The organism is Agromyces sp. Y575 (assembly GCF_059445445.1).
Genome location: NZ_JCAIUI010000006.1, coordinates 117,936 through 142,540, shown reverse-complemented (window position 1 = coordinate 142,540; position 24,605 = coordinate 117,936). Strand labels below are relative to the sequence as shown.

Annotated in this window: 18 protein-coding genes; 9 read left to right on the top strand and 9 right to left on the bottom strand. The window is 70.0% G+C overall.

The window, feature by feature from the left end:
• Positions 1–18 precede the first annotated feature (18 nt).
• On the top strand, positions 19–255 hold the full coding sequence (locus AC1C2U_RS19315; protein ID WP_495363398.1) for a hypothetical protein: 237 nt from the start codon (positions 19–21) through the stop codon (positions 253–255).
• A 124-nt stretch (positions 256–379) separates the two neighbouring features.
• Complete coding sequence (locus tag AC1C2U_RS19310; RefSeq protein ID WP_495363397.1) at positions 380–1,714, top strand: hypothetical protein; 1,335 nt, start codon at positions 380–382, stop codon at positions 1,712–1,714.
• Between the two features lie 75 nt (positions 1,715–1,789).
• On the opposite strand, the gene AC1C2U_RS19305 is transcribed toward AC1C2U_RS19310, so the two are convergent.
• The gene (locus AC1C2U_RS19305) at positions 1,790–2,077 is read right to left on the bottom strand and encodes a DUF1905 domain-containing protein (protein WP_495352654.1); all 288 of its coding nucleotides are present in this window, start codon (positions 2,075–2,077) and stop codon (positions 1,790–1,792) included.
• A 41-nt stretch (positions 2,078–2,118) separates the two neighbouring features.
• Positions 2,119–2,709 (bottom strand): TetR/AcrR family transcriptional regulator, encoded by a 591-nt coding sequence (locus AC1C2U_RS19300; protein WP_495363396.1) that lies wholly within the window; start codon positions 2,707–2,709, stop codon positions 2,119–2,121.
• Between the two features lie 96 nt (positions 2,710–2,805).
• Here AC1C2U_RS19300 and AC1C2U_RS19295 point away from each other — a divergent pair, with 96 nt between their 5' ends.
• From AC1C2U_RS19295 to AC1C2U_RS19280, 4 genes are all read left to right on the top strand, one after another.
• Positions 2,806–3,429 (top strand): NAD(P)-dependent oxidoreductase, encoded by a 624-nt coding sequence (locus tag AC1C2U_RS19295; protein ID WP_495363395.1) that lies wholly within the window; start codon positions 2,806–2,808, stop codon positions 3,427–3,429.
• Between the two features lie 187 nt (positions 3,430–3,616).
• Entirely contained in the window at positions 3,617–4,129 is a 513-nt protein-coding gene (locus tag AC1C2U_RS19290; RefSeq protein WP_495363394.1) for a methylated-DNA--[protein]-cysteine S-methyltransferase, read from the top strand.
• A gap of 218 nt (positions 4,130–4,347) precedes the next feature.
• On the top strand, positions 4,348–4,506 hold the full coding sequence (locus AC1C2U_RS19285) for a hypothetical protein (RefSeq protein WP_495363393.1): 159 nt from the start codon (positions 4,348–4,350) through the stop codon (positions 4,504–4,506).
• A 105-nt stretch (positions 4,507–4,611) separates the two neighbouring features.
• Entirely contained in the window at positions 4,612–6,084 is a 1,473-nt protein-coding gene (locus AC1C2U_RS19280) for an HNH endonuclease signature motif containing protein (RefSeq protein ID WP_495363392.1), read from the top strand.
• A 35-nt stretch (positions 6,085–6,119) separates the two neighbouring features.
• Here AC1C2U_RS19280 and AC1C2U_RS19275 read toward each other — a convergent pair whose 3' ends face one another.
• Positions 6,120–6,950, bottom strand: a complete 831-nt coding sequence (locus tag AC1C2U_RS19275; RefSeq protein WP_495363391.1) for an MOSC domain-containing protein — start codon at positions 6,948–6,950, stop codon at positions 6,120–6,122.
• Between the two features lie 97 nt (positions 6,951–7,047).
• On the opposite strand from AC1C2U_RS19275, the gene AC1C2U_RS19270 reads away from it, so the two are divergent.
• Positions 7,048–7,422 (top strand): VOC family protein, encoded by a 375-nt coding sequence (locus AC1C2U_RS19270; protein ID WP_495363390.1) that lies wholly within the window; start codon positions 7,048–7,050, stop codon positions 7,420–7,422.
• 104 nt (positions 7,423–7,526) lie between these two features.
• Here AC1C2U_RS19270 and AC1C2U_RS19265 read toward each other — a convergent pair whose 3' ends face one another.
• Positions 7,527–10,685 carry a M14 family metallopeptidase gene (locus AC1C2U_RS19265; RefSeq protein ID WP_495363389.1) on the bottom strand — a complete coding sequence of 1,053 codons (3,159 nt, stop codon included), beginning with the start codon at positions 10,683–10,685 and terminating at the stop codon, positions 7,527–7,529.
• 163 nt (positions 10,686–10,848) lie between these two features.
• A complete protein-coding gene (locus AC1C2U_RS19260; protein ID WP_495363388.1) occupies positions 10,849–11,838 on the bottom strand; it encodes a TrmB family transcriptional regulator in 990 nt (329 codons plus the stop codon).
• A gap of 122 nt (positions 11,839–11,960) precedes the next feature.
• On the opposite strand from AC1C2U_RS19260, the gene AC1C2U_RS19255 reads away from it, so the two are divergent.
• Positions 11,961–16,010 (top strand): S8 family peptidase, encoded by a 4,050-nt coding sequence (locus AC1C2U_RS19255; protein ID WP_495363387.1) that lies wholly within the window; start codon positions 11,961–11,963, stop codon positions 16,008–16,010.
• 86 nt (positions 16,011–16,096) lie between these two features.
• Here the strand turns inward: AC1C2U_RS19255 and AC1C2U_RS19250 are convergent, their stop codons facing one another.
• From AC1C2U_RS19250 to AC1C2U_RS19240, 3 genes are all read right to left on the bottom strand, one after another.
• Positions 16,097–17,434 carry an MFS transporter gene (locus AC1C2U_RS19250; RefSeq protein ID WP_495363386.1) on the bottom strand — a complete coding sequence of 446 codons (1,338 nt, stop codon included), beginning with the start codon at positions 17,432–17,434 and terminating at the stop codon, positions 16,097–16,099.
• Between the two features lie 104 nt (positions 17,435–17,538).
• Positions 17,539–19,599, bottom strand: a complete 2,061-nt coding sequence (locus tag AC1C2U_RS19245; RefSeq protein ID WP_495363409.1) for an ABC transporter ATP-binding protein — start codon at positions 19,597–19,599, stop codon at positions 17,539–17,541.
• Between the two features lie 104 nt (positions 19,600–19,703).
• Positions 19,704–21,437, bottom strand: coding sequence for an ABC transporter ATP-binding protein (locus AC1C2U_RS19240; protein ID WP_495363385.1), 1,734 nt, complete (start codon positions 21,435–21,437; stop codon positions 19,704–19,706).
• 324 nt (positions 21,438–21,761) lie between these two features.
• On the opposite strand from AC1C2U_RS19240, the gene AC1C2U_RS19235 reads away from it, so the two are divergent.
• Positions 21,762–23,483: an acyl-CoA dehydrogenase family protein gene (locus tag AC1C2U_RS19235; RefSeq protein WP_495363384.1), complete on the top strand. Its 1,722-nt coding sequence runs from the start codon at positions 21,762–21,764 to the stop codon at positions 23,481–23,483.
• A 94-nt stretch (positions 23,484–23,577) separates the two neighbouring features.
• On the opposite strand, the gene AC1C2U_RS19230 is transcribed toward AC1C2U_RS19235, so the two are convergent.
• Complete coding sequence (locus AC1C2U_RS19230; protein ID WP_495363383.1) at positions 23,578–24,600, bottom strand: N-acetylglucosamine kinase; 1,023 nt, start codon at positions 24,598–24,600, stop codon at positions 23,578–23,580.
• Between the last annotated feature and the right edge of the window lie 5 nt (positions 24,601–24,605).

Sequence of the window (24,605 nt, the reverse complement as noted above, 5' to 3'; positions counted from 1 at the left end):
TCATGAAAGGACAAGATCATGAACGTTCGCGCGTTCCTCATCGTCCCGGCCGTCCTGGCCGTGGGCGTGCTCGCCGGCTGCGGACTGACCGACGGCGGCGCGGGGGCCGGTGCCGGCAGCGGATCCGTCAAGGTCGAGATGCCGTCGTCGGAGGTGTGTCACATGTCTGCATTCATCCGCGAGCGGGCTCCCGAGGGGCTCTGCACCGAGACCGACGTGGTCGATGACGACCTGTCGCCGGTGACCGGCCGGTGATCGGAGTGCGGTGACCGGCTTGCGGTGACGGGCTTGCGGTGACCGGTGTGCTGCGACCGAATTGCTGTGCCCGAATTGCTGTGCCCGGCACCGGTGACGGGCCCGACGGGAGTAACCTCCGCGTATGGGTCGACCGATGATCTCGGCGCTTCAGCAGGTCACCGTCGACCTGACGAGTGCCGGTGCAGGCAGTGAGTCGCTCGGGGCTTCCGCGGGCGGCAGTCTCGGCACGGCGCTGTTGCCGCTCATCGCGCTCGCCGCGTCGCTGACCGCCGCGATCTGCGTCGGGTCCCTCGTCGTGGCGTGGCTGCGCAAGCCCGAGGCCGGCAGCTCGCTCGCGCTCGTCGACCCCGAGTCGGCGGGACTGCTTCCGGTCGGGTTCGTGTCGGGTGCTGCCGCGGCGCGCTGGCTGCCGGCGACGGTCATGCTGCTCGCCGTCAACGGCGTGATCGCGATCCAGGATCGGCGCGACATACGTGACGCCGGTGACATCCATGACGTGCGTGACGTCCGTGGCACCCGCGGCGGGGAGGCCGGCCGCGCGCGGGACATCCGGCTCGTCTTCGACGGCGCGTACCCGCTCGCCGCCCGCACGGATGTCGATTCGGCGGGCGCCGACGGCACGGTGCTCGCGTTGCTCTCGCCGGGGCTCTCGGGCGGGTCGCGCACGGTCGAGCGTGGGGCGTGCGTCGACGCGGACCGTGTCGTGGTGAACAACGGGCTGCTGCTCGATGTCACCCGCGACGGCTTCCGCGACGCGGCGGACTGGTATCGCGAGCCGCGCCCGGTCCGCCGGTTCGGGGCGGCCACGATCGGCGGCGTGGTCGGGGTAGCCCTGGGATTCGTCACGCTCGGAGGCGCAGACGACTCTGCGAACTCGATCGCCTGGAGCGCGATCGTCATCGGTGCGCTGGCCCTCGGGCTCCGCGCGCTCGTGCCGCGCTGGATCCCACTGAACTCGGCCGGCCTGCAGCTCCGCGAGCGGGCGAACCGGTGGCGCGAGATCGTCGCGAGTACGGATGTCCCGACCCTCGTCGCGGCCGAGCAGTTGCTGCCATGGGCGGTGCTGTTCGACGAGGCATCCGTGGTTCGTCGCCTTGCCGAGGTTGCCGAGAAGGCGGGCACCGTGCCGACCTGGTATCGCTCGGCCGCCCCGTTCTCGGCGGAGCGACTGGCATCGTGCATCACCGTCGTGGCAGCCGAGCTTTCGCAGCCGATCCGCGTCGGCGGCGGGTTGCTGCAGCGGGGCGAGGACTCCCGCTTCGGCGTGCCGATGATCGGCGACACCAAGGGGTGGGGTGGCGGATACCTCGCGGGCGGCGACGGCACGTTCGGTGATGGCGGCGGGGGTGGTTTCGGGGGCGGGGGCGGGGGCGAGGGCGGCTTCGGCGGATTCGGCGACGGGGGTGGCGGCGGCTTCGGCGGCGGCGGGGGCGGTGGTGACGGCGGCGGCACGTGAGCGGCGCCGCTGAAAGCGCAGCGTCGGCGCCCGCGCGAGTTGCGCCCCGTCGTGCGGTTCAGATCAGCGCTGCCGTCACCCGTCGAGCACGTCGAGGTCGACCTCGATCTCGTCGCCCTCGCCGATGCCCTCTGCCGTGAGCACGGCCTTCTTCAACGGCAGCGCGTAGGTGCCCCCGCCGGGGAAGATCGAGGTATTCCACGTGGTGGCGCCGACGGTCGCGACGACGCGCACGGAGTCGAAGCCGCGCGGCATCCGCGGCTGGTCTGAGATGTCGGCGCTCGGCTCGGCCGGAACGTCGACGAAGAACCAGTTTCTGCGCGCCTGCCATTCGTAGATCTCGGCGGTGAAACGAATGCGCATGCCGTGATGCTACCCGGCGATGTTGCGTCACTCGAAGTCCGTCACGGCGCGGGCGCGAGCCCCGGTACGAGCAGTTCGACGCTGCGCTCGGCGAACTCCGCGGCATCCGTCACGTCGCGCTGGCCGTCGTAGGCCGCGAGGAACGCACGGTGGAACGCGACCCCGACGAGCAGTCGCGCGGCGGACTCGAGGTCGGCATCGGGGCGGATGCGTCCGGCCGCCTGCTCCTCGCCGAGCAGACGCGCCACGAGCGTCACGGTGCCCTCGGGGCCGTAGCCGCGTGCTCGCACGCCCGCGCGATGCTCGGCGAGCAGTTCGGGCGCCCCGAAGATCGACGCCGACATCGGAAAGGTGCGCACGAAGAACGAGAGCAGCGCGGTCACGATGCTCGCGAGCGTCTCGGGCAGCGCTGAGCGAGCGGATGCCTCGGGCAGTTCGATGCGCGGCATCCGCTCGACGAGCACCGCGAGGAAGAGCTCCTGCTTGTCGGCGAAGTGCTTGTAGATGAGGGCCTCTGAGCACCCGGCGGCGCGGGCCAGCTCGCGCGTCGTCGCACCGACCACGCCGCGATCGACGAGCACGGTCGCGGCGGCATCGAGGATGCGGTCGCGGGTGGTGGGGAGCTGGGACATCCGGGCCTTCCACTTGACAGGTGAGTGTTCGCTTACCGTATCATCGAGGTAGTGAGTAAATGCTTACTAACCGCTCGAGCTCCTGAAGGACGAACCATGAGAGTCGCAGTACTGGGAGCCTCGGGTCGCACCGGCGGCCTCATCGCCAACGCGGCGCGAGCGCGAGGTCACGAGGTGATCGGGGTCGTGCGGCGCGCGGCATCCGCCCCGACCGGCGCCACAGAACGCATCGCCGAAGGCCGCGACGCCGACGCGCTCGCCGCTGCCCTCGACGGGTGCGACGCCGCGGTGTTCGCGATCGGCCCGACCTCGGCGAGCACCGACCACACCGTGATGCGCGAGAGCATGCCGGCACTCGTGGCCGCAATGCGCATCGCCGCGGTGCGCCGCCTCGTCGTCGTGAGTGCGAGCGGCCCTTTCACCGACGGCGACGACCCGTTCCTGAAGTTCGTGGCGAAACCGATCGTGCAGCGGATCCTGCGCGAGCCGTTCTCCGACTTCGTCGCGACCGAGCCCGTCGTGCGATCGAGTGCCCTCGACTGGACGATCGTGCGACCGCCGCAGCTCAAAGACGGCGACGCTCGTGGCCGCTACCGTCGTGCGAACGGCGGGGGAGTGCCGTTCGGCATCTCGCTCCGCCGGGCCGACCTGGCGGCGGCGGTGCTCGACGTACTCGAAGACGACGCGACGGTCGGGGCGACGATCACGGTGGCGGCGTAACGCCCAGAGGCCGTGAGCTCGCTCCCTCGGCTCCCACAGCCAGCTCCGCCGGCTCAGCCAGCTTTGGCCGCGCCGGACGAATCCGCCCGGCGAGAGACATCGCAGCGCGGCATCCGCTCGGCCATGAAGTCCGATTCCCGCTGCTGGAAGTGGCCATCGGCGCGCGCATCGGGGTGAAGATGGAGTCATGCTCCGACGCCATGCCACGCTGACGACAGCTCTCGGGGACCTCCTGGTCGTCGCCGAGGGCGACGCGCTCTTCGGCATCTATTTTCCGGGGCACTGGCATCCGCCCGGCGGCAACGCGATCGGCGTCGAGGTCGCCGCGCACGACGATGCGCTCATCACGCGGCTCGGCATCGAGCTCGACGAATACCTCGCGGCGGAGCGAACGACGTTCGATCTGCCGATGGCGCCCGTCGGCGATGAGTTCCAGCACGCGGTGTGGGCGATGCTCCGCGACATCCCCCACGGTGCGACGACGAGCTACGGCGAGCTCGCCGTGCGCCTCGGCGATCGCAATCTGGCTCGACGAGTCGGCAACGCCGTAGGGCGCAACCCGCTCAGCATCTTGGTGCCGTGCCACCGGGTGGTCGGCGCCGACGGGTCGCTCACGGGCTACGCCGGCGGCCTCGAGCGCAAGCGATTCCTGCTCGAACTCGAGGGCGCGCCGGTCGTCGCGCAGGGGAGGCTCTTCTAGCGCCCGCGCACCATCCGTGACCTCTCTCGGTTGGCAGCGACGGAGGGGTCGCCGCTCGGAGAGAGCAGGGCCGCGACGCTGCGGGATGGTGGTGTTCAGTTGTGGCCGGGGTGGGAGGGTTCGTTGATCGAGTAGGCGCGCCAGCGCCCTATCGAGATCCGGGCGGGGTCTCCCGCCAGAGCGGGGGCTCGATCAGGCGCACGGCATCGAGCGCGAGCGTGGCAGAGCCCACCCGCAAGCGACCGACGATCGAAGACGTCGAACGCGAATTCGGCGTCTCGCGGGGCACCGTCTCGCGAGTGCTGAACGGCCGTTTGGGTGAGCCCGTGGGGCGCCTGCCGCTGCCGACTGAGTTGGTACTGCGGGAGTCGGCGTAGGGGCGCGACTCGTCCTCCACAGGCCGGTTCGATGGCGAGTTTTCCACAGGATGATCAGGTGTTTTCGCGGCATCGAATGTCAGAGGGTCGCGCAAGAATTGACACATGGACGAAACCCGCGACGCGCTCGAGCAGCTCTGCTCGGCGGTCGTCGATGCGTTCCGATCCGATGACGCAGCGCGGTGCTCCGACGACGAACTGTTGACGACGATGGGCGCCCTCGAGCGCCTCGGCCGGCTCGTCGATTCACGCCGCTCGGTGTACGCGGGCGAACTCGGTGAGCGATCGCGCCCAGAGCTCGGCAGCGAGCGGCTGTCGTGGCGCAAGGGGTGCCGCTCCGCTGCAGAGCTCGTCGAGCGGGTCACCCTGGTGTCGGGTGTCGAGGCGCGGCGGCGCATCGGCCTCGGCGCGGCCACTCGGGCCCGTGTCGGGTTCACTGGCGAGGCGCTCGAGCCGCAGTTCCCACTGGTCTCCGCTGCACTCGCGACCGGCGAGCTCGGGGTCGACGCGGCGTGCGTGATGGTGCGTGAACTCGAGCGCGCTCGCGGCGTCGCCGATCCGGTCGCATTCGAGGCTGCCGAACACGCACTCGTCGCCGAAGCGACAGGCCAGGGCGATGGGGCACCCGTGCGGTGCACGGCCGATGAGCTTCGCGTGCAGGCCCAGGCGTGGTCGACGTTCCTCGATCAAGACGGCTCCGAGCCCGACGATGAGCGGGCGATGCGACGCCGAGGGTTGCGGCTCGGGCGTGCGCGCGACGGGCTGATCCCGATCGCGGGCGAGCTCATGCCCGAGGTCGCGGCCGGGCTCACCCGCCTCTTCGACGCGCACCTGGCGCCGCGTTCGGGCGGCGGGTTCCTCACCGCCGCCGAACGCGCCGACCTCGCCGTGCAGGCCGAGACCCGCACGAGCGACCAGCAACGCCACGACGTGCTCGCCGCCGTCATCGACACGGCTGCCCGCTCAGGGGAGCATCCGAGCATCGGGGGCGCTGCGCCGACGGTGCTCGTGAGCGTGCGGGCGAGCGATCTCGAATCGGGCCGCGGAGCCGCCCACGCCGACGGCATCGAGCTGCCCGTCTCGCTGCGTGCTGCACGGCACATGATGTGTACCGGCGGCATCCAGGCCGTGCTGGTCGACGACGCAGGGCGCATCATGCAACTCGGCTCGCAAGAACGATGCTTCACGCCGCACCAACGGCGGGCGATCACGCTGCGCGACGGCGGCTGTCTCATCCCCGGATGCTCCGTGCCTTCGGCATGGTGCGAGGTCCACCACGTCGTGCCCGACGTCGACGGCGGCCCGACCCATCCAGACAACGGCGTGCTCCTCTGCTGGTTCCACCACCGCACGATCGACACCTCGGGCTGGGGCATCCGCATGGTTCGCGGTGTGCCGCACGTGAGTCCGCCCGCGTGGCTCGATCCCGGTGGCGGATGGCGGATCGCCACGAAGTCGCCGACCAGACTCGCCGATCGGCGTGCGCGAGGTGAGCCCGAAGGGCGACATGAGAACCGTGAGCCCGAAGGGCGACATGAGAGCGGTGAGCCCGGTGGGCTTGTTGAGTCGGATGGGTGAACGGCTGCGCCGTCGGTCGTCGCCGAGGGACGTCTTCAGCCGGGGCGCACCGCGTCGCCGACCGCGATCGACCCCGGCGACTGCGGCGCGAGGAGCACGCCGAACCAGGTCTTGCCCTCCCAACGCCGATGCTTCGCGAGCGTGCGGATCGGCTCCTTGCCGCGGGCGAGGGTCTCGGGGTCGATCGTCGTCATCACGCAGCGGTCGCACACCTTCGTGATGCGGAACCGCACGCTGCCGAGGTCGACGAACGGCCAGTCGTCTTCGGCGAACGGCTCGTCGCCGTCGCCGTCGATCACGACGTTCGGCCGGAACCGCAGCATGTCGAGCAACGGCGTCGACTCGTCGGTCCACGTGTTGAGCTGGGCGAGGGATGCCTCGCTCGTGAGCAGCAACGGGCCGGCGTCGGCCAGCGACATCCGATCGTCTGGCAGGCCGCCGTTCGCCGGGTTGACCGTGCGCTCGCGCGGATCGGGCTGCCACACGAGTCGCGCCTCGACGCCGAGCCGGGCGCTCAGCCAGGCGTCGGCCTCGGCGCCGGCGGGGAGCGCGGTGCCCTGCCGCGAATGACCGACTGGGATGGGCGGGGTGTCGGTCGGCGGGCGAACCAGAAGCGGGGCGTCGGCGTCGGCGCGGGCGTCGGCGCTTCGCCCGCGCTCGCCGAGGAGCAATCCGCCGTCGGCGAGCGGCTCGGCTGTGAACGCGAGCATCTCGTTGTGCTCGCGCGCGGTCACGGGCGCACCGGATGCATCGACGACACCCCAACGGCGATCGCCCGCGAGACCCCACGGCAGCACCACGGCCGAGTCGACGTCGAGTCCGGCGAAGGACTTCACCGGATGGATCCGAAGGCGTGTCACCTGCATTCGAGAACACTAACGAATGCGCGGTCGTGGTGGCCGCCACGGGTGGGCAGGCACGGTCGCGGGCGCCGCTGTCGGTGGGTGATGGGAGCGTGTCGCCATGGCAACGCATGAGCACCGCATCCCACTGAGCATCGACTACGTCGAGATCTCGATCACCGACATGGCCGCCGCGCAGGCGTTCTACGGCGCCGCGTTCGGGTGGCAGTTCACCTCGTACGGCGACGAGTACGCAGGCATCCGCACCGCCGCCGAAGCAGACGGCGACGAGGCCGGTGGGCTCGCCTTGGCCGACGAGGTCGTGCGCGGCGGGCCGCTTGTGCTGCTCTACAGCGACGACCTCGACGCCACGGTCGCTGCCGTCACGGCTGCCGGCGGCGAGGTCGTCAACGGTCCCTACGAGTTCCCCGGCGGTCGCCGCTTCCACTTCACCGACCCGAGCGGCAACGAGCTCGGCGTCTGGGCCGCGCAGTAGCCGCCCTGTAGCGGCGCGGATCAGGCAGCGGATGCACGCGCACGCGCACGGATGCCGCAAGCGGGTGGCACCCGCTTGCGGCATCCGCTCGATTGCTGCCTCCGCTACCCGTTGAAGTGCGCGAGGATGCGCCCGACCATGTCCGCCCGCTCCTCGTCGGTCGCGAGCTGCTCGAGCCCGAAGCCGAATATGAGCGTGTCGGGTGTCGCGACCGAGGCCACGAGCACTGCGAGGCCCTGCGCCCGCTCCCAATCACTGAAGTTGGCCGGGCTGCCTGCGGGAGGCCCGAGCAGCTGCCACGCACCGAGACTCTCCTCGAAGCCCTCGGCCGTGAGTTCGCTCGACGCCGTGACGATCCTGGTGTCATCGAGGATGACACCGAGGCCGCCCGAGCCGGGGTCGGTGACGTAGCTCACCACGAGTTCGATCTGCTGATTCGCGTAAGCGGACAGGTCGAACGACACGGGGATCCACCCGCCTGAAGAGCCGGTCATCGCGTTCCACGAACCTGTGCTGCCGGTCGTGGCGCACGGGTTTCCGAGCGTGAGGTAGTGCAGGAGCTGCGGATGCACCCCCGCGTAGAAGCCGCCCTCGCACTCGGTGGGCGGGTCGGTGGATGTCGCGCCTCCGACCTCGGGAAGCGTGGTCCACGTGTCGGTGCCGGTCGGGCGCACCTCGACGAGAACATTGTCGTAGCCCAGTTCGACGTCGAACGCGATCTGCGCCGTGAACGTCGGCGCGTCCGCGGCGGTCAGCCCGGTCAGGTCCACCTTCTGGCCGAGTCGCTGGTAGCCGTTGTCGATGTGGCCGGCCGCCGCCGCCCACTCGCCCTCGATCGCGCCGAACGGATCGGCGTAGTCGGCGACCCCCGTGCTCTCGAACTGCGGGAACTCGCCGACCGGGAGCACATCGCTCGTGTTCACGAACGCTCCTGCCTCGTCGACGGGGTTGTCGACCGTCGCCGGGCCGCCGAACGCCGCTTCGAAGCCGTCGAGCGGCGGAGCGGTGCCCACGGTGCCGTCGACACCCACGGCGGTGCGTGCGTACGCGCCCATCCAGTACTGCGTGAAGTCGTCGGCGAGCAGCAGGCAGTCGGAGAAGAAGTCCCCCGTCACCGCGCAGTCCTCATCCGGCGCTCCGTCGAGCCCGTAGTAGATGCCGCCGAGCGAGGAGCCGAGCTGCCCGTAGTACCCCGCGGTCTCGCCGGCGAGCGCGAGCTTGCCGCCCTCATTGAGCCAGTCGCGGATCGACATGGTGAGGTACTGCTGGCGCTCAGCGACCGAGAGGTCTTCGAGCGGACCGAACTGGAAGGTGTCGGTCAGGAAGTCCTCGGGATCCTGGGTCAGTCGGTTGTCGCCGAGATACCACAGCGCCGAGTCGTAGTGCGAGAGCACCCCGAGGTCGTGCGGAACACCCTGCGCGTCGACGTCCCAGACATCCGGAGTCACGCTGTTCGCCTCGAGGGCCGCGACGTGCTCGTCAACGTACTTCGGCGCGGTCGTGCCGGCCGGATACGTCGGGTTCACGCCCGTGTAGTCCTCATTCGCGATGACGAGCACGTCATTGCCGGTGTCCTGCGTGAGCTCATAGGTGAAGTGCTCGCTCTCGACCTTCTTGAAGTTCCGGTCCTTCAGGATGTCGCGGAGCGAAGGCAGCGCTGAGAACCAGACCTCCACGGTGTCGCCCGCAGCTGCACCGCGCACCGTGCCCCGGTACTCGGCGTAGTAGTCGTCGTTCTCGTCGCCGTAGCGCTCACCGCCCTGCCACTCCTTGACGGGTGCGATCCTCGTGCGCCCGTCGTTGATGCGGTAGCTCATGAACTTCGCGAGCAGGTCGCGCTTGGCCACAACCGCGACCGGCTGCGGGTCGCCGTACGAGACCGTGAAGCTGTCGACCTTGAAGTCGGGAGCCTCGAGGCCCACGGCCGACACGGGGTCGTTCGGGTCGAGCGCCGATTCGGCGGTCGCGAGGGCGAACGGGATGTTCTTCTCGAACTCGGCCTGAATGAGCGCCTCGTCGTCGGGGAAGTTGAATCCGCTCTGGCAGTCCTCTGCGAGCCACTCGTCGTCGTCGACCGAGTCGGATGCTGCCTCGCACGTCGACATCTCGGGCGTGAACCCGAGCGTGCCGTGCGCCTCCTGCATGTGCGAGTCGATGTCGCCGTTCGTGGTGTACAACTCGGCGGAGATGTCGGGGTCGTACCCCGGAATCGCCGGGTTGGCGTCGTCGCCGACCATCGCCTCGTAGATCACGTCGTCGGGCGACGGCGTCGCGACCTGCCAGCCGATGCCGTGCAGCAGCAGTTCGGCGGCCGAGTGGTAATTCACGAAGAACTCCGGCGTGATGCGGTCGAAGAGCTCGTCGAGCGCCTGCGTCTCGGGTTCGGATGCCGCGGAGGGACCGCGGTACGTCTCGCTCGCCGGGTTCGGCGATGAACCTTCGTTGTCGTAGCCCCAGCGCGTCGCGGAGTTGCGGTTCAGGTCGACGCCGTCGCCGGTGGTGATCACGCCGTCACCGTTGTTGTCGCGCAGGTTCTTGCGCCAGAGCCGGTTGCCCTCTTGGAACGTGAAGTCGTAGCCGTCGGGGTTCGCGACCGGCACGAACCACAGTTCGGTCGAATCCACGAGGTCGGTGATGCGCGGGTCGGTGCCATACGACGTGAGCACGTGGTCGAGCAGTCGACGCACCATCTCGGGCGTGATCCACTCGCGGGCGTGCTGCGCGCCGACGTAGACCGTGGTGGGGCGCTTGCCGTCCTTCGCCCGGTCGACGTTCTTGGTGACGCGCACGGCGGCGATGTCCTGCCCGTTGGTCGTCTGTCCGACCACCTGCACTTCGGCGATCTTCGGATGCGCCGCGGCCTGCGCCATGAGCTCCTCGAGCAGTCCGCCCTCGCCGCTGTAGGGGCGGAACACGCCCTCGGCCTGCAGTGAGCGGCGCTGTGCGCTCGGCGCCTTCTCCTGGAGATCAGCGCCGCTCGCTTCGAGCTGCGCGGCCTGCTCGCCCGAGATGATCACTTCGACGTCGACCTGGCCGGATGCTTCGGCGCTCGGTGACGCGACGATCTCGTGCCGGTCCACGCCGAGATCTACGATCGCGGCGAGCCCTTCGGCGTCGACGGTGCCCGTGTAGACGGCGAGCTGGTCACCTCCGCCGGGTGGTGGTGCGGGTATCGCGACACTCGGCGTGGCGCTGAGTGCGGTGATGACGAGTGCAGCCGCAGTAGCGGCGGCGAGCTGGCGGGCTGGGCTGGTGCGGAACATGGCGTACCCCCTCGTAACGCGATGACGTCCATACCGGGTGGTTCTCGAATGTTCGAACCCGACGATCGGTCGTGACATGAACGTTGCTCATCTTCGTCCCCTCTTCAAGGGCCGTCAACAGTTTCGGCAGATCACACGCATGTCGGATCGCACCGATGCCGCATCACACCCACGCCCGGCGCACGGCCTCGGCACCCAACTGGAGCCGGGTCGTGACGCCGGCGGTCTCCATGAGCTCGGCCACACGCCGCTGCACGGTGCGCACCGAGATGCCGAGCTGCGCGCCCGCCGCGGCATCCGTCAGGCCCAGCAGCAGGAGCTTGAGCAGATCGCGGTCGACCGCATCGTGCGCGCCCGGCAGCTCGCCGGCCGAGACGAACTCGGTCGACGTCGACCAGTACTCCTCGAAGATCGCGATGACAAGGTCGAGTAGGCCGCTCGGATGCACCAGCAGCGCGCCCGACGACCGGTCTTCGCCGTGCGATCGCATCGGGAGCAGCGCCAGGTCGTCGTCGGAGATGATGAGCCGGGTGGGCAGCGTCGGCATCACCCGGATCTCCTCGCCGAAGGGCGCCGACTCGCGTGCCGCGTCGATGAAGCCGGGCCATTCGAGCACCGCCTTCTCGACGATCACTCGGTAAGTCACACCGCGGTGGAGTGCGTCATCCTCGGCCGTGTTCTCCTCGGCGCCGAGAAAGGCCACGTCGCTCAACATGAACACACGCACCTGCTGCGTCGCCGAAGCCTGCAGCTGAGCGAAACGCTGGCGCACGGCATCCGCCCCCAGCACGACATCGACCACATCGGGCGCCGAGCGCTGCGCGGCCCCGCTGCGGTAGATCTCACTCAACTCCACGAGCGCCTCGTGCGCCTGGGTCAGCCGGCGTTCACGGTCGAGGAGCATCGGGCGCAGGGCCAGCGACGGCGGCGAGGCGACGACCCGGTCGGGAGCGGATGCCTGCCGCGCGAGCAACCCGAGACGCTCGAGTTCGGCCACGATCGCGCGCACGTCGCCGGGCGACTTCCCCGCGGATGCGGCGAGCTCGTCGACGCTCGCCGATGGCGACTGCAGGATGAGCCGATAGAGCGAGGTGTGCTCGTCGTCCAGTCCGATCGCCTCGAGCACGAGCGCCTTCCATTCCTCGCCGGCCACGGTCGCGTCGGTCGCCGTTCAGGTGGCGGATCACAGCCATGGCATCTCTCCGCCACCACCCTAGCCAACAGGCCGTGAGAGGTTGCTTGCCAAGCCAGTTCGTACGCGTGAGAGGTATCCCTATGCCACGAAGCATCAGACCATCCGCACCACGGCGCCGATCGATCGCCGCCGCCATCAGCGGCCTCGCGATCGGCGTCGCCGGAGTCGGCGCAGCCGCACTCCCCGCCGGTGCCGATCCGACCGGTGGCGGCACACCGCCACCGGCCGTCGCGGCCGCGGCACCCGCTCCCGCAGGCGGATCGCACACCGTCACCCTCATCACCGGCGACCGGGTCACCGTGACCGACCTCGCCGGCGGCACCCACGCGGTCGAGATCGACCCCGTGGACCCCGGCGAGGGGTTCCAGACCCTCGACGTCGACGGCGAACTGCACGTGCTGCCGCGCGGCGCGCTGCCGTTCATCACGGCCGGCGTCGTCGACCGCGACCTCTTCAACGTCACCCGGCTCATCGAGTACGGCTACGACGACGCCTCGGTCGACGCGACCCCCGTGATCCTCGAGCTCGACGACGACGGCGCGGCGGCGCGCAGCTTCGCCGCCCCCACACCGGGTGTCGAGATCGGCACCCCGCTCGCGAGCATCGGCGGCGCCGCGGCGACGGCCGACCACGCGAGCGCCGAATCGACCTGGGCGGCGCTGACGGATGTCGCGGCATCCGATGCCCGCAGCTTCAGCGCCGAAGGAGCCGACGGGGCCGACGGCGCCGTCAGCCTCGGCGGCGGCATCGAGGCGATCCACCTCGACGGCAAGGTGCAGGCGACGCTCGACTCGAGCGTTCCCTACATCGGAGCGCCCGAGGCGTGGGCGGCCGGCTACACCGGCGACGGTGTGACGGTCGCGGTGCTCGACACGGGCTACGACGACACCCACCCCGACCTCGCGGGCCGGGTGCTCGCCGACTCGACGAGCTTCGTGCCCGGCGAAGCGGTCTCCGACGACGTCAACGGCCACGGCACGCACGTCGCCTCGACGATCGCCGGCACCGGCGCCGCGAGCGGCGGCACCCACCGCGGCGTCGCCGACGGCGCCGACCTCCTCATCGGCAAGGTATTGAGCGGCGCCGCCGGTGAAGGCCAGGACTCGTGGATCATCTCCGCCATGGAGTGGGCCGGCGAGCGCGCCGACATCGTCTCGATGAGCCTCGGCACCCGCTACGGCGACGACGGCACCGACCTCATGTCCCAAGCGCTCAACGAGATCTCGGCCGAGACCGACGCGCTCTTCATCGTCGCCGCGGGCAACTCCACGGCGCCCGAGACGATCGGCTCGCCCGGCTCCGCCGCGAGCGCACTCACGATCGGCTCGGTCGACGACCCGACCGGCGCCCTGTCGTGGTTCTCGAGCCAGGGCCCGCTCGTGGGCTCCGGTGCGCTGAAGCCCGACCTCGCCGGCCCCGGCAACGATGTGACCGCCGCCCGCTCGGCCGACAGCCCCGGTGAAGGCTCCTACATCGGCATGAGCGGCACCTCGATGGCGACCCCGCACGTCGCGGGCGCTGCGGCGATCGTGAAGCAGCAGCATCCCGAGTACACGGCCGCGCAACTGCGGGCCGCGCTCGTCAGCACGGCGACGGATGTCGGGCTCACGCCCTACCAGGTCGGCGCCGGCGTGGTCGACGTGGCGACCGCGATCGAGGCCGACATCGTGGCATCCGGTTCCGGCGACTTCGGCATGCTGTCGTGGGGCGAAGACGCTGCCCCCGTGACTCGCACGATCGAGTACACGAACCGCGGCGACGCCGAGGCGACGATCGGACTGACCGCGACGCTCACCGACACCACACCCGGCGCGGGTGGCGGTGGCCTCGAACCGGGCCGCGCGGCCGCAGCGGCATCCGACGTGCTCACGATGGACGCCGACTCGCTCACGCTCGCCGCGGGTGAGACCAAGGCGGTCACCCTCACGGCCGACCCGGCGAAGGTGCCCGCGGGAGCGCAGCTCTCGGGCGTGCTGACGGCGGCGGTCGACGGCGACGCGGTCACCCGCACGGCGCTCGGCATCATCGCCGAAGCCGAACGCTACGACCTCACCGTCACGGCGACCGACTTCGACGGCGAACCGCTCGAGACCTACGGATGGATCTGGAACGCCGAGACCGGTTGGTACACCTCCTTCGGCGTCGCGGGCGAGACCACGCTGCGACTGCCGGCCGGGCTCTACTCGGTGATGTCGTTCATGGACGTCGCCCGTGAGGCCGACACCCAGACGATCGCGCTCGTCGGCGACCCCGACGTCGTGCTCGATGGCGCAGCGACGGTCGCGTTCGACGCCCGGGCCACGAAGCCCGTGACCGTCGACGTCGGCGAAGACGGGCTCGAGGCCACCGTGCGTCGCATGGACTACAAGGTCGACGGCTTCACCGGCAGCGTGTTGGCACCCGTGTGGGTCGACGAGCTGTACGCCCAACCACTGGAGGCGACCGAGGCGGAGAGCTTCGACTTCACGACCCGGTGGCGGCTGCAGCAGCCGACCCTCTCGCTGAAGGCCGGCAAGGAGCGGCTCGACCTCATCCCGCAGGTCGGATCGACCCTGCTCGACGGCAAGATCCGCGCCGGCGCCGTCGACGTGGGACTCGGTAGTGCCGAGGAGTTCGCCGCGGTCGACGTGGCCGGCAAGGTCGCGGTCGTGACCCGCTCCGACACCGTCTCGGCCCCGGCGCGATCGGCGAACGCGGTCGCAGCGGGCGCTGCGCTGCTGCTGACCGTCAACGACGGTGACGGCGAGCTCAGCGAATGGGTCGGCTCCGAGGACTACGTCAGCGACACCGCCATCCCCGTCGCCGCGATCAGCGGCGTGCAGGGCCGCCGGGTGCTCGAAGCGATCGCACAGAAGAAGGTCACCGTCACGGGCGAAGGCATCGTGGACGCCGACGAGGTCTGGGACATCGCCCGCTACAGCGACGGCAATGTGCCCGAAGACCTCGACTACCGCCCACGCGGGCTGACCCGTATCGACACGACGTACTACGGCGAACCTTCGCTCGTCGCCGAGTTCCGGTGGGACTTCGTGCCCGGCGTGGAGTACGGATCGGGCTACCCGATGCGCACGACGCGCGGTCTCGAGCGCACCGAATGGGTGAACACCGACCAGGTCGAGTGGTATCAGGACGCCACGGTCGTCGACGCCGGATGGCAGGTGCGGGACGTCAAGCGTGCCTACGAGCCCGGCCAGAAGCTCGAGACGAGCTACTTCGGCGCGATCGTGCGGCCCTACGTCGGCCCCGGCTACTGGGCGCCGAACCGCTCGGGCGACAACGTGCAGGTGAACCTGCCGTCGTGGGCCGATGGGGCGAGCGCCGAGCGCACCGGCACGTTCGACGTGTTCTCGGGCGCCGTCGACCGTGCGCAATTCACCGAGGTGTACGTCGACGGCGAGCTTGCGGGCTCGGGGCCGTACCAGGGGGTCAGCGTCTGGGGGCTGCCCGACGGCGAGTCCGAGTGGCGCGTGGTGAACACCGCGACGCACGACGGCACATACCTCGCCTCGTCGACGTCGACCACGACCGAGTGGACCTTCCGGTCCGCCGGAACGGCGGGCGACTACACCACCCAGCTGCTGCCGATGCTGCAGGCGTTCTACGACGTCGAACTCGACGACTCGGGCAAGGCCGGCGCCGGCCGCAAGGCGGGTGCACCGGTGAAGCTCGACCTCGAGCTCGGGCACCTCGCCGGGGCATCCGGCATCGCAGCCATCACCGACGCGACGCTCGAGGCGCGCGTCGACGGGGGCGACTGGCAGGCGGTCGAACTCGACGTCACCTCCGCCGACACCATGGTCGACGAGCCGTCAGGGGAGTTCCTCTCGCTCTTCCCCGAGGGGCGTGACGTCGTCACGGCCTACGCCGCCGAGATCGACGTGCCCGACGCGGGCGCGTGGGTCGACCTGCGAGTGACGGCGACGGATGCCGCAGGCGCGACCTTCAGCCAGGAGATCGTGCGGGCGTTCGAGGCGACGGCCGCGAAGAAGGGCGGTGGACACGGCGGCGGCGGGCACGGTGGTGGCGGCCACGGTGGTGGCGGCCACGGTGGTGGTGGCGGCCACGGCGGTGGCGGGCACGGCGGGGGCGGGTACGACTGGCCCGGCTGGCCGGTCGGTGGCCGCCCCTGATGACGGACGCCGGATGACCCGGTGATCGTGCTGAGGCCCGAGCGACTTCCCCACCTGGGGGCGCTCGGGCCTCGGCTGATCGGGCCTCAGCCGTCGCGGCGATCGCGACGGCGCGTGCGCGGCTCGTCGAGGCCGAGGTGCACGCGGGTGCGCTTGCGCTCGAAGACGATGAAGCCCGCGCCGATCGCCCACAGCGGCAGCTGAGTGAGGAAGGCGAGACGGAACGCCTCGGAGCTGTACGTGTCGGGGGTGCCTGCGCCCTGCGCGTCCATGGCGATGCCGATGAACAGGATCGCGAGAAGGGCGGCGAGGAACCCGCCGACGTTCACGATGCCGGTGGCCGTGCTGAGTCGATGGCGCGGGTTGTAGGTGCGGGCGTGATCGAAGCCGATCATCGAAGCGGGGCCGCCCGTGCTGAGCGCCAAGGCGAGCACGAAGAGCAGCCACAACGGTGCCGAGCCGGGCCAGAGGATGACGGCGAGCCACGCGACCACCTGGACGGCGATGATCGGCAGCACGAGCATCCGCGATCGCCGCATCGGATGCCGACTCGACAGCGCGCCGATCACCGGGCCGACCACCATGCCGGCGACGACGTAGACGCTGAAGATCAGCGAGGCCATCGCCGCAGAAAGGCCCTCGCCGACCGTGAGGAACGGGAAGCCCCACAGCAGGATGAACGCGGTGCCCGAGAACGGCGCCGTGAAGTGCGACCAGAACGCGAGCCGGGTCGCCGGGTGCGCCCACGATTCGCGGAAACCCTGCCGCAGGTCGGCCGACGAGGTCACCGCGTGCATGGCGCCGGTGGCGGTATCGACGCTCACGTCGGAGTCGCGGCCCGGTGGTCGGTTGCGGATGACGGCGAAGGTCAGCACGGTGAAGAGCACGCCGAGTCCGGCGAGGCTGCCGAACGCGATGGTCCAGCTCGTCGCGTGCAGCAGGGCTGCGATCGGCAGGATCGCGAGCAGCTGGCCGCTCTGGCCGACGATGCCGGTGAGCTGCACGAGGAACGGCGCCTGCCGCTCGGGGAACCACACGGCGACGACGCGCAGCACGCTCGGGAAGATCGCCGCGTCGCCGGCGCCCAGCAGCATTCGGGCGAAGATCGCCGTGCCGACGTCGGGTGCGAAGGCCATCACGAGTTGACCGGTGGCCATGACGAACATGCCGATGGTGATGATCGGTCGTGCGCCGAAGCGGTCGAGCAGCAACCCCACCGGGATCTGCATCGCGCCGTAGACGAACAGCTGCACGACGGCGAAGAGGGAGAGCACCGAGGCATCCGCGTCGAATCGGACCGCAGCGTCGACGCCGACCGCTGACAGCGAGGTGCGGTTCGTGATCGAGACCACGTAGGCGGCGACGCCGACACCCCACACGAGCCACAGTCGCCAGGGGCGCACGGGCTGGGGCAGGATCGTCACGCTCCCATCCTCTCGCGGAGCCGGCCCGCCTGCGCCCTTGAATGACGAACGAGCGGATGCCCCGAATCCGGGACATCCGCTCGTTCACCTGCGAGGCAGCGCGACTACAGTTCGAGCTCGGCCTCTGCCGCATCCTCGATGACCTCTTCGAGCGGGCGAGGTGGGGGCTGCGTCGTGTCGCCGGCCTGCAACTCGCCGAGTTCGGCGTCGAGGTCGCTCGCCGCCTGCTCGAACTGCGAGTTGTAGAGGCGGTAGTACGCACCCTTCGCCGCGATGAGCTCGTCGTGCGTGCCCTTCTCGACGATGTCACCGTGCTCCATCACGAGGATGAGGTCGGCGTCGCGGATCGTCGAGAGACGGTGCGCGATCACGAACGAGGTGCGGCCCTGGCGAAGGGCCGCCATCGCGTGCTGCACGAGCAGCTCGGTGCGGGTGTCCACCGACGAGGTTGCCTCGTCGAGGATCAGCACCGACGGCCGCGCCACGAACGCGCGCGCGATCGTGATGAGCTGCTTCTCGCCGGCTGAGACGTTCGACGCCTCCTCATCGAGCACGGTGTCGTAGCCGTCGGGCAGCGAGTGCACGAAGCGGTCGACGTACGTGGCGCGGGCCGCGTCGAGGATCTCCTCGTCGGTCGCCGTCTGGCGTCCGTACTGGATGTTCTCGCGAATGGTGCCCGCGAACAGCCACGGGTCCTGCAACACCATGCCGGTGCGTACACGCACGTCGTGCCGGGTCAGCTTGGCGATGTCTTGACCGTCGAGCAGGATGCGCCCGCTATCGAGCTCGTAGAACCGCATGATGAGGTTGACGAGCGTCGTCTTCCCTGCACCGGTCGGGCCCACGATCGCGACCGTCTGCCCGGGCTCGACCTTGAACGACAGGTCGCGGATGAGCGGCCGCTCCGGCGTGTACGAGAACGAGACGTTCTCGAACTCGATGGTGCCGTCGCCGTCGACCGGAGTCGGCGCATCGGCCGCGTCGGGCCCCTGCTCCTCAGCGTCGAGCAGTTCGAAGACCCGCTCGGCCGACGCGGTGCCGGACTGCACGACCGCCGCCATGCCGCCGAGCTGCGAGAGCGGCTGCGTGAACTGCTGCGAGTACTGGATGAACGCCTGCACATCACCGAGGCGCAGCTGCCCACTCGCGACCATGAGGCCGCCGAGCACTGCGATGCCGACATAGGTCAGGTTTCCGATGAACATCATGCCGGGCATGATGGTGCCCGAGAGGAACTGCGCCTTGAACGCGGCCTCGTAGAGCTCCTCGTTCTCGGCCCGGAACTTCTCGCTCGCGTCGCGTTCGCGGCCGAACACCTTGACGAGCGCGTGCCCCGAGAACGACTCCTCGACGCGAGCGTTCAGACGGCCGACCTTCTTCCACTGCACACCGAACGCGGCCTGCGACTTCGGTCCGATCAAGCCGAAGATGACGGCCATGAGCGGCAGCGAGATGAGCGTCACAAGGGCGAGCTGCCACGAGATCGAGAACATCATGACGAGCACGCCGATCACGGTGAGCACGCTCGTGAGCGCGCTCGAGAGCGACTGCTGCATCGTCTGCGTGATGTTGTCGATATCGTTCGTGACTCTCGAGATGAGCTCGCCGCGCTGCGTCTTGTCGAAGTAGCTTAGCGGCAGGCGGTGCACCTTGGCCTCGACGTCTTCGCGCAGGCGCCACATCGCGCGCACCATGATGATGTTGATGACGTACCCCTGCACCCACGAGAGCACGGAGGCGACGAGATACAGCGCGAGCACGAGAATCACGATCTGGCTGAGCGCGACGAAGTCGATGCCTTCGCCCGGCGTCAGGGTTGCCGCGCCGACGATGTTGGCGAGATCGGTCTGGCCCGAGGACCGAAGCTGCTCGACGACCTGCTCCTGGCTGACGCCCGCCGGCAGCTGCAGCGAGATGAAGCCATCGAAGATGATGTTCGTCGCCTCGGCGAGCAGTTTCGGTGCGATGACCGTGAGCACGACGCCGAGCGCGCCGAGCAGCGAGACGAAGGCGAACGACCACTTCCACGGGGCCAGCAGCCCCAGCAGGCGGCGGAAGCTCGCGCCGAAGTTCGCGGCCTTGCCAGGCGCGAGGCTGTCCCAGTCGCCCGAGTTCAGGCGTCCCTGCTCGGCGAGCTCGAACTCGATGCGCTCCTCTTCGGTCATCTCTTTCGGGTCGGCGGTGCGAGCGGCGCCGTGGGCGCCGCCCTTGCCGGCCCCACGCCCCGCCCCGCGTCCACGGCGGGGCTGCTGGTCATTGGTGTCGGTGCTCATGCCTGTGCCTCCACTCCGAGCTGCGATTCGACGATCTGGCGGTAGGTTCCGCACGTTTCGAGGAGTTCCTCGTGCGTGCCGATGCCGACCATGCTGCCGTCGTCGAGCACGATGATGCGGTCGGCATCGGTGATCGTCGACACGCGCTGCGCGACGACGATCTTCGTGACCTCGGGCAACTCCCGCCAGAGCGCCTGCCGCAATCTCGCATCGGTCGTGAGGTCGAGTGCCGAGAACGAGTCGTCGAAGACGAGGATGTCGGGGATGTGCACGATCGCCCGTGCGATCGCGAGGCGCTGGCGCTGGCCCCCCGAGACGTTCGTGCCGCCCTGAGCGATGCGGGCGTTGAGGCCGCCCTCCATCTCGGCGACGAAGTCGCGACCCTGCGCGATCTCGAGCGCCTTCCAGAGCTCCTCGTCTGTGGCCTCCTCGCGACCGAATCGCAGGTTGGATGCGACGGTGCCGGCGAACAGGAATGGGCGCTGCGGCACGAGACCGATCGTCGCCCACAGCCGGTCGAGGTCGGCCTCGCGCACGTCGACGCCGTTGACGAGCACTGAGCCGCCCGTCGCGTCGAAGAGCCGCGGGATGAGCGAGACGAGCGTCGTCTTGCCTGCACCGGTCGAGCCGACGATCGCCACGGTCTCACCCCGATCGGCGCGGAACGAAATGCCTTCGAGCACGGGGTGCTGAGCACCCGGGTAGGCGAACTCGACGTCGCGGTACTCCACCGAGCCCGTCTCGGGGAACTGCGTCACCGGCACGGCGGGCCGGGTGAGGGTCGATTCGCTCGCGAGCACCTCGCCGATGCGCTCGCCCGACACCGCGGCGCGCGGGATCATGATCGTCGTGAAGGCGGCCATGAGCACGCCGCCGAGGATGATGCCGACGTACTGCATGAACGCGAAGAGCGTGCCGATCTGCACGTTGCCCGCGTCGACCTCGATCGCGCCGAACCAGATCACGCCGATGACGGTGACGTTGAGCACGAGCATGAAGAACGGGAACAGCGTGATGAAGAGCGTGCCGACACGGCGGCCGACGACCATGATCTCGGTGTTCGCTCCACGGAAGCGCTCCTCCTCGATGTCCTCACGCACGAACGCCCGCACGACGCGGATGCCGGTGAGCTGCTCGCGCAGCACTCGGTTCACGGCATCGAGCTTGGTCTGGAAGCTGCGGAACAGCGGCACCATGCGGCTGATCACGAAGACGGCGACGACGAGGATCACGAGCACCGCGCTCCCGATCAGCCAACTGAGGCCGAGGTCCTGCCGCAGCGCCATGATGATGCCGCCGATCGCGAGCAGCGGCGCGCTCACGAGCATCGTCGCGCCGGTCATGGCGAGCATCTGCACCTGCTGCACATCGTTCGTGTTGCGGGTGATGAGGGAGCCGGGGCCGAACTGCGACACTTCGCGCTCCGAGAACGCACTGACCTTGTCGAACACGTCGTTGCGGATGTCGCGACCGAGGCGCATCGCAGCCTTTGCCGCGAAGTAGGTGGCGACGATCGCCGCGATGATCTGTGCGAGCGAGATCGCGAGCATGAACGTGCCGGTCGACCAGATGTACGCGGTATCGCCTGTCGAGACACCCTTATCGATGATGTCGGCGGTCAGGCTCGGCAGGTAGAGGCTCGCCAAGGCGGAGATGAACTGGAACACCAGCACACCGAGGAGCAGCCATTTGTATGGTTTGAGGTAGCGGACGAGGATTTTTCCGAGCATTGCGTCTCCATCGCGAGGAGTCAGTGAACCGAGCGGACACTGCCTGCCGTGGCGCGTTCGTGCGCGCACCGCATCAGCCGGGGCACCCATGCCCCTCGCTCGATCTGCACGATCGCACCCCCGTACGACATTGCAGCGTTTTAGCCTCACATGGCGCGTGACGAGACGCAAGCGCCACCGGCGATCTGTCGCCTGCGTTCACCGAGGGCGAAATCTGCGGCGACCAGCGCTTCGACGCACGCACGTTGGGCCGGCCGATCACGGCGCCCCGATGGAACGGCGGCGCGGCCGCCGACCGGCGAGAATGGGCGGCGGAGGCCGACGATGATCAACACGCACGAGGTCGAGAACCAGGTGCCGCCGCGCGAAGCGGTCGACGAGTACTCGTCGAACGTGCCGCTCGCCGAATCGGTGGCGCGGTGGGGGCGAGGCGGCACGCATGCCCCGGGCGCTCGCGGTTCGTCACCTGACGGGGATGCCGCGGCGTCCGCTCGCACCGCGCTCGCCGAGGCCGGGAGGCTCGTCGCCTCGCCGGCATTCCAGCGAGACGCGGAGCGCGCGAACACCCGCCCTCCGGTACTGCAGACGCACGATCGCTGGGGTCGGCGCATCGACGAGGTCGAGTACGACGACGCATATCACCGAGTGATCGCGGCGGCCGTGGGTGCGGGCGCGCACACGAGTGCCGCGGCGAATCCGGGACCGGGCGCGAACGTCGACCGGGCGGCGGCGTTCTTCCTCTTCGCGCAGGTCGAGCCCGGCCATGCCTGCCCGGTGTCGATGACGCATGCGGCGGTGCCGACCCTCGAGCTCGCGGCATCCGGCCTTCGCGATGAATGGATGCCGCGGCTGCTGAGCCGCTCGTACGACCCCGTGCTCGCGGCGGGCAAGGCTTCGGCGCTCATCGGCATGGCGATGACCGAGAAGCAGGGCGGATCCGATGTGCGCGCGAACACGACGCGCGCCGAGCGGCGCGGTGGCGCGTCGGGCTGGGGCGAGGAGTACGGCCTCACGGGCCACAAGTGGTTCTGCAGCGCACCGATGAGTGACGCGTTCCTCGTGCTCGCGCAGACTCCGCACGGGCTGAGCTGCTTCTTCGTGCCGCGAGTGCTGCCCGACGCATCGCGGAACGTGTTCCGCATCCAGCGGCTGAAGGACAAGCTCGGCAACCGTTCGAATGCGTCGGCCGAGATCGAGCTCGATGCAACGACGGGATGGCTCGTGGGGGAGGAGGGTCGCGGCGTCGCGACGATCGTGCAGATGGTGACGCGCACCCGGCTCGATTGCGTGATCGGGTCTGCGGCGGGCATGCGCCAGTCGGTTGCAGAGGCGGCTTGGCATGTGCGGCATCGCACTGCGTTCGGGTCGTTGCTCGTCGACCAGCCGGCGATGGCGGCGGTCATCGCCGATCTCGCGCTCGAGTCGGAAGCGGCCACGCTCACGTCGATGCGGCTCGCACGAGCATACGACGCCGACGACGACGCGACGGTGCCTGATTCGAGCGGCGGTGCGGAGCAGGCGTTCCGTCGCCTGGCGACCGCGGTCTCGAAGTACTGGATCTGCAAGCGCGGCCCCGGCCATGCCGCCGAAGCGCTCGAGTGCCTCGGCGGGAACGGATACACCGAGGCGTTCCCGCTTGCGCGCCGCTATCGCGAGCAACCGCTGCTCGCGATCTGGGAGGGCTCGGGCAATGTCATCGCGCTCGATGTGCTGCGCGTGCTCGCGCGTGAACCCGAGGCGTTCGAGGCATTCTTCGCCGAGGTCGGGTTGGCGGCGGGCGAGTCGCCGACGTTCGATGCGGCGCTCGCCGGGGTGCACACGCTCGTGCGTGAGCTTGCGATGACGGATGTCGCGGCCGCCGCGGCTCGTGCGCGTGAACTGACCGAGCGGCTCGCGTTGGTGCTGCAGGCGTCGCTCATGCTGCGGTACGCGCCGGGTCCGGTCTCGGACGCGTTCGTCCGCACGCGGCTCGGCGGCGAGGGCGGCGGGCAGTACGGGGTGCTGCCGCGCGGAGCGGACATTGCCGCGCTGCTCGCGCGCGCCTGAGTGCGCCGGGCGCCGGGGGGATGTGCGTGTGGGGGACCGGACGACTCAGGATCCAGCACAGGGGCCCCGCCCATGGGAACCCGCACTGACCCGCTCAGCGCCAGAGGAACGGCGGATGCCCCGCGGGCACCTCGCCTCGAGCCACGAGCCGGGCCAGCCGCACGGCGCCATCGAGCGGTCCACCGGCTGCGGGCACGAGGGAGGCGTCGGGCGCGAGGCGGGCGAATTCCGCCTCGAACGCCGAGACGAACGCCCCGCCCGCGGCGAACACGCCACCGGTACCGGCGGCGAGCCTCGGCTCGGCCAGCGCGGGGTCGAGTGCGGCGGCGAGGGTGCCGGCGACGAGCGCACCGGCATCCGACATGATGCGGGTCGACGCTGCGTCGCCGACCGAGGCGAGGCCCGCGACATCCGTTGCGAAGCCCGCGAGCACCGAGCCGCGGTCGTCGCGCGTATAGAGCTGCGCGGGCCAACCCGGCGCCGGGCCGAAGCGCGACTCGGCCGCTGAGAGGAGTGCCGCGGCATCCGTCGTCACACCGTCATGAGTCAGGATCGCCGCCTTCAGGCCCTCGATGCCGATCCACGCGCCCGAACCGCGGTCGTCGTACAGGTGGCCCCAGCCGCCGACCCGCCGCCAAATCTCGTGCAGGTCGGTGCCGATCGCGATGGCGCCGGTGCCCACGGCGACGACCGCGCCCGGGCGGCCGCCGAGCGCGCCGAGATGAGCGGTCAACGCATCGATGGCGAGCGCGATCTGGGCCCCGCCGGCGGCATCGCGCAACGCTGCGACCGATGTGGCGGGCGAAGCGACGAGGGAGGCGAGACCGGTGGCACCGATTCCGACCGCGGTGATCGAGGCATCCGGCCACCCTTCGCGAGCCCGCTCGATGAGCGAACCGGCGACCGAGAGCGCCGTGCTGCCACTCGGCGTGATCGCGACCGGCGGCCCCTCGAGCAGGCGTCGTGCGGTGCCGGCAGCACTGCCGACTGCACCGCTGGAACCGGCACCGGTGGTGGCCGCCGCCGGCTCGAGCGCAGCCCTGCTCCCGGTGCCGCCGATGTCGACGCCGAGGACCCATTCCGAACGTTCGGAAGTTTCTTGCAAACTGGCCACCATTCCCG